This is a genomic window from Campylobacter sp. CNRCH_2016_3089 (assembly GCF_025772505.1).
Taxonomy (GTDB): domain Bacteria; phylum Campylobacterota; class Campylobacteria; order Campylobacterales; family Campylobacteraceae; genus Campylobacter_D; species Campylobacter_D lari_D.
The window spans coordinates 18,132-30,533 of sequence record NZ_JAKMSF010000002.1 but is presented as its reverse complement, the minus strand read 5'-3'; the positions used below and the strand labels follow the sequence as shown (position 1 = coordinate 30,533).

General features: G+C 28.1%; 14 protein-coding genes and 1 pseudogene. 5 read left to right on the top strand and 10 right to left on the bottom strand.

Annotated features, from left to right (window positions below):
- Complete coding sequence (locus tag L8W69_RS01360; RefSeq protein ID WP_133319369.1) at positions 1 to 639, bottom strand: DUF5644 domain-containing protein; 639 nt, start codon at positions 637 to 639, stop codon at positions 1 to 3.
- A 97-nt stretch (positions 640 to 736) separates the two neighbouring features.
- Here L8W69_RS01360 and L8W69_RS01355 point away from each other — a divergent pair, with 97 nt between their 5' ends.
- The 5 genes from L8W69_RS01355 to fldA all read left to right on the top strand — a co-directional run bounded on the left by L8W69_RS01355 (position 737) and on the right by fldA (position 4,250).
- Positions 737 to 1,558 (top strand): thiamine-phosphate kinase, encoded by an 822-nt coding sequence (locus L8W69_RS01355; RefSeq protein ID WP_263660509.1) that lies wholly within the window; start codon positions 737 to 739, stop codon positions 1,556 to 1,558.
- Positions 1,527 to 2,660 (top strand): tRNA pseudouridine(13) synthase TruD, encoded by a 1,134-nt coding sequence (gene truD / locus L8W69_RS01350; protein WP_263660558.1) that lies wholly within the window; start codon positions 1,527 to 1,529, stop codon positions 2,658 to 2,660. The genes L8W69_RS01355 and truD overlap by 32 nt, the downstream gene beginning before the upstream one ends.
- A gap of 86 nt (positions 2,661 to 2,746) precedes the next feature.
- Entirely contained in the window at positions 2,747 to 3,064 is a 318-nt protein-coding gene (locus L8W69_RS01345; protein ID WP_039666680.1) for a DUF2325 domain-containing protein, read from the top strand.
- 1 nt (position 3,065) lies between these two features.
- Entirely contained in the window at positions 3,066 to 3,758 is a 693-nt protein-coding gene (locus L8W69_RS01340) for a hypothetical protein (protein WP_263666249.1), read from the top strand.
- On the top strand, positions 3,759 to 4,250 hold the full coding sequence (gene fldA, locus L8W69_RS01335; RefSeq protein ID WP_263666248.1) for a flavodoxin FldA: 492 nt from the start codon (positions 3,759 to 3,761) through the stop codon (positions 4,248 to 4,250).
- Between the two features lie 23 nt (positions 4,251 to 4,273).
- On the opposite strand, the gene L8W69_RS09350 is transcribed toward fldA, so the two are convergent.
- The 9 genes and pseudogenes from L8W69_RS09350 to L8W69_RS01295 all read right to left on the bottom strand — a co-directional run bounded on the left by L8W69_RS09350 (position 4,274) and on the right by L8W69_RS01295 (position 12,402).
- Positions 4,274 to 4,798 carry a methyl-accepting chemotaxis protein gene (locus L8W69_RS09350; protein ID WP_393921402.1) on the bottom strand — a complete coding sequence of 175 codons (525 nt, stop codon included), beginning with the start codon at positions 4,796 to 4,798 and terminating at the stop codon, positions 4,274 to 4,276.
- Between the two features lie 804 nt (positions 4,799 to 5,602).
- A pseudogene (locus tag L8W69_RS09345) lies at positions 5,603 to 6,271 on the bottom strand (cache domain-containing protein); the annotation flags it as partial.
- Positions 6,272 to 6,401: 130 nt separating this feature from the next.
- Positions 6,402 to 6,806 (bottom strand): hypothetical protein, encoded by a 405-nt coding sequence (locus L8W69_RS01325; protein WP_263660507.1) that lies wholly within the window; start codon positions 6,804 to 6,806, stop codon positions 6,402 to 6,404.
- Positions 6,799 to 7,509 (bottom strand): EI24 domain-containing protein, encoded by a 711-nt coding sequence (locus L8W69_RS01320; RefSeq protein WP_263666245.1) that lies wholly within the window; start codon positions 7,507 to 7,509, stop codon positions 6,799 to 6,801. Before L8W69_RS01320 ends, L8W69_RS01325 begins: the two co-directional genes overlap by 8 nt.
- Complete coding sequence (locus L8W69_RS01315) at positions 7,506 to 8,198, bottom strand: dUTP diphosphatase (protein WP_263666244.1); 693 nt, start codon at positions 8,196 to 8,198, stop codon at positions 7,506 to 7,508. The genes L8W69_RS01320 and L8W69_RS01315 overlap by 4 nt, the downstream gene beginning before the upstream one ends.
- A gap of 12 nt (positions 8,199 to 8,210) precedes the next feature.
- A complete protein-coding gene (locus tag L8W69_RS01310; protein ID WP_263666243.1) occupies positions 8,211 to 8,759 on the bottom strand; it encodes an ATP-binding protein in 549 nt (182 codons plus the stop codon).
- A 125-nt stretch (positions 8,760 to 8,884) separates the two neighbouring features.
- Positions 8,885 to 10,519, bottom strand: coding sequence for a hydrogenase small subunit (locus L8W69_RS01305; protein WP_263666242.1), 1,635 nt, complete (start codon positions 10,517 to 10,519; stop codon positions 8,885 to 8,887).
- 3 nt (positions 10,520 to 10,522) lie between these two features.
- Positions 10,523 to 11,203: a triose-phosphate isomerase gene (locus L8W69_RS01300; RefSeq protein ID WP_220566302.1), complete on the bottom strand. Its 681-nt coding sequence runs from the start codon at positions 11,201 to 11,203 to the stop codon at positions 10,523 to 10,525.
- Entirely contained in the window at positions 11,200 to 12,402 is a 1,203-nt protein-coding gene (locus L8W69_RS01295; RefSeq protein WP_263659824.1) for a phosphoglycerate kinase, read from the bottom strand. Before L8W69_RS01295 ends, L8W69_RS01300 begins: the two co-directional genes overlap by 4 nt.

Below are 12,402 nucleotides of genomic sequence, written 5' to 3'. Positions count from 1 at the left end.
TTAAAAAATACTTCTTGCAAGACCTGATTTTACAAGCATAACTTTTAATTCTTTGATGTAAGATTCATAGTCAAGCTCATTAGATGAAATAAAATTTTTGAATTTAGTATGATAATAAATTCCTTTTTCTTCATCTGCTATCAATTTTAAAAATTGTGGAGTTTTTTCTGGATATTTAAGTAGCATTTTATAGGCAAATATAAAGAAACTATCTCCTAGATATTCAGGTAGAAATTCTCTTACTTCGCTTGTATAATATAAAAAATCATATTGCTTGTAAAGCTCTATATCATGTATGTCAATAAGTCCTTTAAAAAGTTCAAGTTTTTCTAAAAAATCACTCTTATCCATGATCAAGTCTTTAATAGCTCTTTTAGTATCGAGTGGTTCTATGATGAGTTCTTTTCCAAATCTTTCAATAATATTACTTAAATCTCTTCTTTGTCTAATGGTTACTTGATTAACTTTAATACAACTTTCTGGATTTTCTTCAAAATCAAAATATATATCATCTTTTTTAATCTGACTTAAAATATCATAAACACTTTTAAAATTTTTACTATCATAAACATATGGTTTATAATAAGCTAAATAATCACTATCTTTATCAAAACGAAAAATTCTTAAAGTTATTTGCATTTTTTATCCTTGGTATTATTTTTGATTATATACATTTTAAACTTATAAAAATTTGATTATTATATAAAATTAAAAGCTTTTTGTATAAAATATTCACATGGATAAAGAAAAATTTATTATAAATGCTTTTGCAAATTCTATCAACGGAGATGATGGAGCAATCATCGATGGATATTGTTATTCTAAAGATTTATTTTGTGAGGATGTGCATTTTAAACGCTCTTGGATGAGTTTAGAGCAAATTGGTGCAAAAGCTATGCTCGTTAATATTTCTGATGCAATTGCTATGAATGCTACACCAAAATACGCTCTTTTGGGGCTTTCTTTACCAAAATGTTTAGAAATGAAACAAGTTAAAGCTTTGCAAAAAGGCTTGCTAGATAGCGCAAAAGAATTTGGGGTGCAAATTATAGGCGGAGATACTATAGCAGATAGGAAAATTAATATTAGTATAACTATTATTTCTAAAGTGAATAAAAGGGCTATTTTTAGAAAAGGTTTAAAAAAGGGAGATTTGCTTGCTTTTAGTGGGAAATTAGGTGAGAGTTTAAAAGGTTTAAATATACTATTTCGCGGTGGAAAATTGCATTCTAAACATCGTTTTATAAAACCGAATTTAAGGCAGAAATTTTTTTATGATATAGCAAAAAAAGTCAGAGTAAGTATGGATATTTCAGATGGTTTAAATAAGGATCTATCGAGAATGCTCTTTATAAATCAACTTGGTATAAAATTTCTTAAAAAATTAGATAAATTTAGCTTAAATAGTGCAGAAGAGTATGAAATTTTATTTGCTTTTGATAAAAAACATAAAGTATTTATACAAAATATGGCTAAAAAACATAGAATTAAACTAAATATTTTTGCAAAAACAACAACAGGAAGGTATAAATTTTATGGAAGAGAACATCATTTTTAAGCCCTTATATACTTTAAAACACAGCCCGATAAATGTGTATTTTTCAAAAAATAGTAATGATTTTGTAGTAAGAGAAAAGCCTTTGTATGAATTTAGTGGTAAAGGTGAACATCTTATTTTACATATACAAAAAAAAGATCTAAGCACCAGTGAAGCTTTGAGAATTTTAAGTGAGCAAAGCGGTGTTAAAATGAGAGATTTTGGTTATAGTGGTTTAAAAGATAAACAAGGCTTAACTTTTCAATATATTTCTATGCCTAAAAAATTTGAAGAGGGCTTAAAAAATTTTAAACATGATAAGATGAAAATTTTAGAAAGTTTTTATCATGATAATAAACTTAGAATAGGGCATTTAAAAGGAAATTCATTTTTTATAAGATTAAAAAAAGTTTCAAAAGTAGATGCTTTAAAAATAGAACAAGCTTTCAAAAATATCCAAGAACAAGGTTTTGCTAATTATTTTGGATATCAGCGTTTTGGTAAATTTCAAGATAATTTTTTACAAGGACTAGAAATTTTAAAAGGTAAAAAAATCAAAAATAAAAAAATGCAAGAATTTTTAATTTCTGCCTTTCAAAGCGAACTTTTTAACAGATATTTGAGTAAAAGGGTGGAATTATCACATTTTATCAATGATTTTAGTGAAAAAGAAATAAAACAAATTTATGATTTAGATAAAGATGAAATCAAAAGTTTAAAAAATCAAAAGCAGTTTTTTAAGCTTTTAAAGGGTGAAGTTTTAGGGCATTATCCTTTTGGTAAATGCTTTGTATGTGAAGATTTGCCAAGTGAAGTAGAAAGATTTAATCAAAAAGATATTAGTTCTATGGGGCTTTTAATAGGCTCTAAAGCTTATGAAACAAATGAAGGTCTAGCTAAAAAATTAGAAGATGAGATTTTTTCTTTTGCATATGAGTTTAAAGATAAAATGCAAGGTTCAAGACGCTTTATGTGGTCTTATTTGCAAGATTGTAAAAGTCATTATGATGAAGAAAAAGCTCATTTTACTTTAGAATTTTTCTTGCAAAAAGGTTCATATGCTACAGTGATTTTAGAAGAGATTTTACATGCAGATATTTTTGATCAAACCTATAATACATAATTTTAAAAATTGATATTGAGTATCAGTTAAAATTTATCTTTTATAAATTATAATAACAATTATCATTTTTATAAAAGGAAAGCTCAATGTCAGTTTTGGTTATAGGTGCAGATGAAATTACTCCAATTAAGGCAGTTTTGACAAATTTAGGCGCAAAAAGTATAGAGCATTGGGATGCTAGAAATGAAAATAGGGTAAATAGAAAACCCATTCCACAAAATACTGAATGCATAGTTATGCTTACTAGTTTTTTAAATCACAACACCATGAAAAAAATTAAAACAGAGGCAAAAAAACGCAATATACCTTTGGTTTGCGCTAAACGCAGTGTGAGTTGTGTATATTGTGAATATTGTAAGGTTTTTGGTCTTGATCAAACTTATGAATGTACAAAGAAGGCATAACATGTTTGGTTTTAATAACAAAGAGGATTTGGTACCTAAAATATTTAGAGATTTAGAACAAGAAAATATTAATTTTATTTTTTTAAATTTGTATAATTCTTTGGTGGAAAATGATCTAAAAATACCTTATATTTATGCAAAAAAAGCTACTAGTTTAAGAAATATTTTTGAGTTAAAAATCCAAAATATGATCACAGAAAGGGTTTTGAAATTTAGTAAAGTAAAGCAATTTTGTCCATATTCTCATAAAATCATCAAAGCATATAAAGAAGGAAATTTAAATAAATTACAGCTTGAAGCAAAGATGCCAAAATATGCTTTAGCTAGATTAATACAAAATGTTTTTATGTCATCAAATTTTATCTTAGATCCACAGGCGGCTTTTGAGTCTTTTGTGTATGATAAAATTTGTAAAAGCAATGTAAAGGCTAGGGTAGATATTCAAGAAAATATCATTATTATCAATGATAAAATGGCTATTATGCCTTCTTTTTTTGAAGATAATAAAAAGGATATAAATTTAGCTTTGCAAATTATCAAAAAAAATGTTTTTGAAATATTTTATATTGTGTATCCAAGAAATAAAAATTTTACTCAACATAAAGAAATAAGACATAATTTATGTGAAAATAACAAAACTTTGCTAAAATTAGTTCCCTATACTATTAATAATCAAATTTTAAGGAGATGTTAAATGTCAGTAGCAGTAATTTATGGTAGCTCTATGGGAAATACCGAAGGTGCGGCAAATATGATCGCTCAAAAATTAGGAATTTCAGAAGTGTTAAATATTGCAGATATTAATGCAGAAAAAATCAATTCTTATGATAAATTAATCTGCGGAACTTCTACTTGGGGAAGTGGAGATTTTCAAGATGATTGGGATAGTTTTGATTTTTCAGCTTTAAATCTTAGTGGAAAAACCGTTGCAGTTTTTGGTATGGGAGATAGTGAAAGCTACTCAGATACATATTGTAGTGCTATGGGAAAACTTGCTCAGGCTTTAAAAGCAGCAGGTGCAAATTTAGTAGGTTCAGTTTCTACAGGTGGTTATACTTTTGAATCAAGTGATGCGGTAGAAGGAGATAAATTTGTAGGGCTTGCATTAGATAATGATAACCATGAGGATTTAACCGAAAGTAGAATTGATGCTTGGTTAGAACAAATTAAACCTTCTTTTTCTTAAATCTAGATGCCAAAAAGGCATCTTTAAAATTTTCTTTTTTTTGTTTCACTTAATATATCTTGTGCTAAAGAATCTACTTCATTTGCAATAGCATTTGTATGTATTGCTGTTTGAGAATTTTGTTGTGTAAGTTTTTCTATAGTAGCCACTGACTCATTAATTTGGCTAATATCATTAGCTTCTTCCTTTATAGCTTCGCCCATATCATTTATAGACTGGGCTAAGATATTAGTATTAGCTTCAATCTCACCTAAAGACTTTTGAGTTCTTTCTGCTAAGTTTCTAACTTCATCAGCAACAACAGCAAAGCCACGACCATGTTCTCCTGCACGAGCTGCTTCAATAGCTGCATTTAATGCAAGTAGATTAATTTGATCAGCAATATCTGAAATCATAGTGGTAACACTTTTAATATCATTACTTTGTTTAACTACATCTTGTGCTTTGATAGAAATTTCACTCATAGTTGAATTCATTTGCTCTAAAGCTCTTGCACTTTCTTGTAATGATGAGGTTTGATGTGTGGCATCATTTGTAAGTTCATGCATACTTTGTTTGAGTGCTTCGGCTTTTTGATTTAATAACTCACCTTGGTTTAGTGATTTTGAAAGCATGTTTTTGATTTCATTCCCAAGGGCATTGATTGCTTTTTCAACATCGCCTTTTGGGGTATTAATAGCTGCAGTAAAATCTAATTGTTTATAACTATCAAATACCGCTTGAATTTCGTTTAAATTATTACCAATTTTTTGTTGTAAAGTATCAAGCATTTTATTTAAAACATCTATGAGTTCTTGAATTTGTGGATTGTTAGCATGAGAGCTAATGTGTAAATTAAGCTCACCTGTTTCTATTTTTCTAGCAACATTTACAGATTCTTCAATAGCTTTTGCATCTTTACTTAAAGCCTCTTTGATAATATTAATATTTTCATTAATCTCATCAGCCATTTTTCCAAATTCATCTTGAGTTTTTAGTTTAATAGGGTGTGAATGAATGTCTTTATGATTTAAATAGTTAAAGAAATTATGCAAGCCTGAAGATATAATAGCAATTGGCTTAAGATTATAAGAAATGATTATTCTAATAAAAATCAAAGTAATAAAAATAGCAATTAAGGAAATAATAATTTGTTCCATCAATGTTTGTTTAGCTGTATCGCTGTAAAAATCATAATCAGCTATAGAGCAAATAGTATATTTTGGATTGATACTACCATTACAAATTAAAGCTTTGATCCCTTCTTCTTTAGTTTGAATTTTGAAAATATCCCTAGAAAGACCTTTGTTTGCACCTTCAGTTGTTTTAAAATAATTTGAAATAATATCTTTACTAATATTAGTTGAGGTTAAGATTTTGGAAGAATCGGTATGAAAAAGATAAGTTCCATCATCAGCTAAAACAGCAGCATGTGAATAAGGTGTTTTACCTATAGCCAAAACTTCTTCTGAGAATTTTTTCAAATCATAATCAGCAGCAACTACACCTATAACTTTTCCATTGTCTATAATAGGACTAGCATAAGAAATGGTTGGTTTTTGCATGCTAGATGATATGTAAGGATCTGTGACAATTAACTCTCTTTTTTCCTTGGCTTCTTTATACCATCCTCTAGATCTAGGATCATAACCACTTTCTGGAGTTTGATTATTGCTATTTGATCTAAATATAGTTCCATCTTCAAAACCCACATAGGTTAAATCAAAACCCAAAGAATTTCCTATAGAATTTAATAAATTAGTATATTGTGTTGAATTTAGATTATTTTTATTTTCTTTGATGTATTTTGTTAAAGAATTGATCACATTGCGTCTATCGCTTGCGTATAAATCAAATCTTTTACTCACATCAAAAGCAACCTTTTGTTGAAACTGAACTAACAGTGTATGGCTATTGGATTTAGATTTAACATAATTAAAAAAACCTAAAACACATAGCAAAACTACAACAAAAATACAAACTAAGAAAGCTATTTTGTTGGAAAAATTACCTAGTAGGTATTTCTTAATAGAAGAGAGCATTTTTTCTCCTTGATAAAGTCAATATTTGACTTTATGATTATGATGGTTTGTATGATTTTATTAAAAAAATATTTAAAAAATTATAAAAAAATTAATTTTTATTAAAAAATATTATATTTTTAGGATATTTTTAAATAAAAAATTCTAATTTTTTAGAAAGTAGAATTTTATTATCGGTATATTTTGCCCATTGTATATTTAGAGCAAAAATACAAGCTTTTGCAAGTTTTGCAAAGGGAAATTTTTCATAATATATTTTTTCTTGTTCTGCGGTAGCTTTTCTAAAAATAGCTTTAATTTGTACTCCTTTAATAAGATTGATAATATTTGTATCTAGTGCTATATTAACTCCTACTTTTGGATTTTTATAAGAAAGCTGAATGTGTCTAGTATGTTCTTCGCTAGCAAAAATCAATGCAAGATTTTTATCATCAAAAGCATAATAGCAACTTGCGCAATATATTTCATCATTATCTTGCACGCTCAAGGTTAAGAGTTTTTGAGAATGAATGAATTTTTTAATTCTCTCATCCATTATTTTTAGCTTCTAAATTTAAGATCTTTTGGTAACTTAAATGAGTTAAAAAAATTATATAAAATACTTGTAAAAATAGTCCAAGTAAAGGAATGCTTGATAAAATAAAAAATATTAAAGTACTTATTTTAAAGTTCAAAGGTGAAGAGTTCTTATAAAAATTATCAAAAGAATTTTTATCCAAGACATTGCTTAATACATCTAAGAGTAAAAGTTTATGAAATAAATAATAAAAAACTCCATAATAAATCACAATACTTATAAAAGGTATGATTAGTAAAAAAGTAGCGATTATAAATAATACGCAAAAAGTCAATATAAATTTAAATGTTTTGAGTAAAACTTCTAAAGAATTTACTTCTTTTTGTATGAAATAGTTGTAGTATTTTTGATTTATTTTTTTTACTATATAAGGCGTTAAAAAAGAAATAATTAGCATGGATAAAAATACTGAGGCAAAAACTACTATGAAAAATCCACCTATGGCACTCAAAAATGTAAGTGAAAATTGTACTATGGAAAAGCTAAAAAACCAAGCCATGAAAGTTCCGCTAATGACATCTTCAATATAAGAAAAAAAGATATCATAGGTGTAGAATACAAGCAAGGCTAAAATAATTAAACTAACAAAAAAAGGCAAAAAAGAAAATTTTAAAAAAGGTTTACTAAAAAAATTTTGCAAGCTTAGATATAAAATATTCATTTTAATTCATCGTAATAATTTTGAAGTTTTTTGTAAATTTCTTTATAATCTAAGGTTTCTTTTAAAATTTGATTTAAAACTTCATTATCTTCTACACCATTCCATGTTTTTTTATATGTGCCTTCTTTATAGCCATTTTCTTGTCTGAATTGATTTAAAATATTTTTTCCAATATATGTTTTGTAAAGTTTAAAGAAATTTAAGCCACATTTTCTAGCTAGAATAAAATAGACACTTAAAAGCTCACCTAAATCATAATCAAATCCACTGCATTTATGGATAATAAGCTCAATATCATTTAAAATTTCATAAATATCTGCTTCGTTTGGATTAGAAGTTTCTTTGCAAAAATCATCAAAAAAACTTACAGAAGAAACTTCTTCTGCTATGAAATTTTTATCATTAATTTGTTTTTCTTTGTATTCTTCTAAAATTAAACTCAAGATAAAATGCCATATATCTACTATTTCAATACATACATTATCCCAGTTTGCAGGAGTGTGTATGCTTTTCCAATGCTTCCAAGCAAAAGAATCAATAAGTTCAGCACACTCCATATAAATGCATCTTCTAAAGCTAATTAATTTACCTTCTTTGGTATAGCCATTTTCCCATCCTATACCATTAGTATCATCATTTAATTTTTGCTGGAGTTCTAGCATGCTTTTTAAAATATCTTTTACTTGCATTTATTTTCCTTCTTAAGCGTAAAATCCAAATTCTTTATTATTTTCTTCTTCTTTTTTCTTTTCTTGATTGTTATATTGCTTCCAAATTTCTTCTAATAATTTAGCACTATCTTGGAAAATCTGTTTTTTAATATCTTCAAGATCAGTTTTTGTCATTTCTTTATTTAAACTTTTATCCATAATATTAAATAACTCATGCAAGGTTGCTTTTTTGTGCTCTTCATTTTTTGGTATAGGCAGAGCATCACCAATTTTCATCGCAGTGGTGATAAGCTCTTTTGGCTTTAAGGTCCCTACTCTTGAGTTTTTCATAAATTCATCAATTTGAGGCTGTACTTTGGCTACTGCTTCTTTAATTTCTTTAATTTCTTCTTGTGAAAGTTTTGTGCCACTATATGAAAACGAAAAACCAAATTGATTTCTTAAACTCAAAGATGCTGAATTTCCATCTTTATCTAATTTTGCTTCTTTTTTATCGTACATAGAAAAAGAAAGATGATTGCCATTTTTTGTTTTTATATCCATAGAAAAATTTTGAGAGTTGTAGCTAGAAATTTGCATAATGTTCCTTTCAAATCAAGATAGAGTTATATCGTCAAAATAACTAAATCTTAAATAAATTTGCAAAGTTTTTAAGCTTTGCAAATTTCAAATACTAGGGAGATAAATATTTTATCATTAAGTCTTTAAACACTCGTTAAATCCCAAAATAATTTTAGTATTTTTTCATTATTTGAGTGTATTAAAATTTGTTTTTTGTTATGTATATTTTTACATGCTTTTAAAGCCTGTTTTAAATTTTCTTTTAAAGAAAAAATCAATCCAAAAGCAATAGCTTCTTTATCTAAACCACCTAAAATATAAATCAAAGGCATACGCATTGATTTAGAAATATCAAGCTTTGCTTGTTCATTAATGGTAGTTTTAAAATCAAATTTGCTAGGATGCTTGAACTTATAAGCTAAAGCAAGATCTAAAAACTCATCTAAATGGCTTAATTTTTTTCCGCTAATAAAAGGATATGTAAAATAAAATAAATCTAAGATATTATTGCTAATTTTGCTTTCATTATTATAATTTTCTTGTATAAAATTATAATATGTTTTAAATTGCTCTTGATAGTTTTGTACTAAAGTCATAGCCATTTTAGTTTTTGCAAAATTATTTAAAAAAACTTTAGGATTAGCTTCAAAACTAAAGTCTAAAAAATTAATCTTTGTGTCATTTTGATAAAAAATTCCACTAATATCGCTTTCTAAATCTAACAAAATATTATCTGAATTAAGCTCATTGTTAGAGCTATTATGGACTATTTTATTATCCAATATAATAGAAAAATTATTATAAGCAAATTTATTGCTCATAGGTTTTTCATAAAAACCAAAATCATCCCAAAAATTCTCTTCACTACAGGCAATACAGCCATGTCCTGCAGCTACTGGCCAAGAGGTTTTGGAGTTAAATTTAACCTTAGGGCAATTATTATAAGCATAAGGTCCTTTACAACCTACTTTAAAAAGACAATAACCTTGTTTTATATTTTCATCATCAAAACTTTGAGCAAAATTGCCTGCTTCAAATTTAGCTTTTCTTTCACATAAATCATGCAAACATTTACCATAAAAAGCCAAAGGTCTATTTTGTTCATCTAAAGCCATGTCTTGCTCAAATAATATATAAAAGCAAAGCGCTGCGATGATATTTACATCACTTGGAGGACAACCTGGTATATTGATTACTTTTTTTTCCAAGACTTTAGAAATTCCTATGCTTTTGGTAGGGTTTGGATGTGCAGCTTGAATTCCTCCATAGCTTGAGCAAGTTCCCATAGCAAAGATTGTTTTAGCATTTTTGGCACATTTTTGTAAAATTTCATATCCGTTTTCACCATGTGCCCCTATGGTTAGATAAAAAGGATTTATAGCACAAACCCCGCCTTCAACGGCCAAAAGAAAATCTTTTTTTTCTAAAACTTCCTCTAAATGCGATTCTGCTTGGTGTCCGCTTGCACTCATAAAGGTTTCATGATATTCTAAAGAAATGAAATCAAAAATCAGATCTAAAAAGTCAGGCAATGAAGTTCTAAGCAAACTCTCACTACACCCTGTGCATTCACTTAAATGAAGCCATATGAGACTAGGTGGGGTGTGAAGTTGAAAATATCTATGTGCTAAAGGGCCAAAATCATTTGGCAAACCTAAAATTTTAATGATGGAATTTACGGCTTCTAATGAGATATTTTTCTCTTCTTTGTGCGAGTTTTCTAATAGAGCAATTTTATGCTCTAATATGCTTTTTAATTCTTCATTGCTTAAAGACATTTTTTAACCTTTGGCTATTTGTATCATATTTAAAAAATCATTTGCAATTAATGCGGCTGAACCTATTAATACTCCATCACAATTTTTTAAAGCACAAATTTCTTTAATATTGTTTTGATTAACACTTCCACCATATAAAAGCTTAGCGTTAGTAAATTCTCTTAAAAAATTAAGTATGGTATTAATATCATCAAGATTAGCACTAACTCCTGTGCCTATAGAATAAATAGGCTCATATGCTATGATAAGTTTTTTATAAGATAAATCAATATTTTCAATTTGTTTTTTTAAAAAATCTAAGCTTTTATTAGTATTTTTGGTTTCTAAACTTTCGCCTATACAATAAATGATATTAAAATCAAGATTTTTTGCAAAATCAAATTTAGCTTTTAAAAAGCTTTCATTTTCATTTAAAGCTCTTCTTTCAGAATGACCTATTAAAACACTTTTGATATTAAATTCTTCTAAGTGAATTTTACCAATTTCTCCGGTATAGGCTCCATTTTCACAAGGGTAGAAATTCTGCGCGCCTTGCTGAAATGAAAAATTGTCTTTTAAAAAAGCTATGCTAGGTGGGAAGATGAAAATTTCATCTTCTTTGTTTAAATTTTGATTTAATTCTTGAGCATAAAGTTCAAAGCTCGATCTTGTATGATTGCACTTTAAATTTGCTGCAAAAATCATTCATTATCCTTTATAGTCAAAGGTTTTACACCAGGAAGTTCTTTTCCTTCTATAAGTTCTAATGATGCTCCACCGCCAGTTGAAATGAAAGTCATCTCATCAGCATCACCAGCTCTTGCTACAACATCAGCAGTATCGCCACCACCTATTACAGTTGTTGCGTGAGATTCACTAATATAATGGCTCATTTTAATGCTACCTTTTGAGAATTTATCGATTTCAAAAACCCCCATAGGCCCATTCCACCATATAGTTTGAGCATCAGAAAGTGCCTCTTTAAATAATCTTACGCTAGCAGGACCTATATCAAGTCCCATCCAACCTGCAGGAATTTCTTGCACAGGGGTGTATTTCATCACTGCCTCTTGGGAGCAAGTTTGTGCTGCTGTAACATCCACAGGAAGGTAAATTTTTACACCTAGATTTTTACCTTTGAGTAAGATTTTATTTGCTTCTTCAATTAAATCTTCTTCTAAAAGAGAATTTCCTATATCATAACCTTGAGCTTTTAAGAAAGTAAAGGCCATACCTCCACCTATGATTAATTTATCTACTTTTGGAAGTAAGTTAGTCAAAGCTTGTAATTTTCCACTTACTTTAGAACCACCTACTACGGCTACAAAAGGACGTGCAGGGTGTTTGATAAGATTGCTTGCAAACTCAATTTCTTTTTGGAGTAAAAATCCCGCACCCTTGTTTGTATTATCAAAGTATTTTGTAATAGCTTCAACGCTAGCATGGGCTCTATGACAAACCCCAAAAGCATCATTAATATAAACATCAGCCATAGAAGCAAGTTCTTTGGCTAAATTTTCATCATTCTTAGTTTCACCCTTTTCAAAGCGTAAATTTTCTAAAAGCAAAATTTCACTTGATTTTAATTCGCTAGCTTTTTTCTTTGCATCTTCACCTATAACATCTTTAGCCATGATGACTTCTTTAGCCATTAAGCGTGCAAGTCTTTTTGCAACTGGTTCTAAAGAGTATTTTGAAGCTATTTCTTTTGGACGCCCTAAATGTGAAGCTAAAATAACTGCACAGCCATTATCTAAACAATACCTTATAGTAGGGATGGCCGAGCGAATACGACGATCGTCGGTGATATTTAAAAACTCATCTTGAGGAACATTAAAATCACATCTTATAAATACTTTTTTCTTTGCAAGATCAATATCTTTAATCGATAAAATACTACTCAT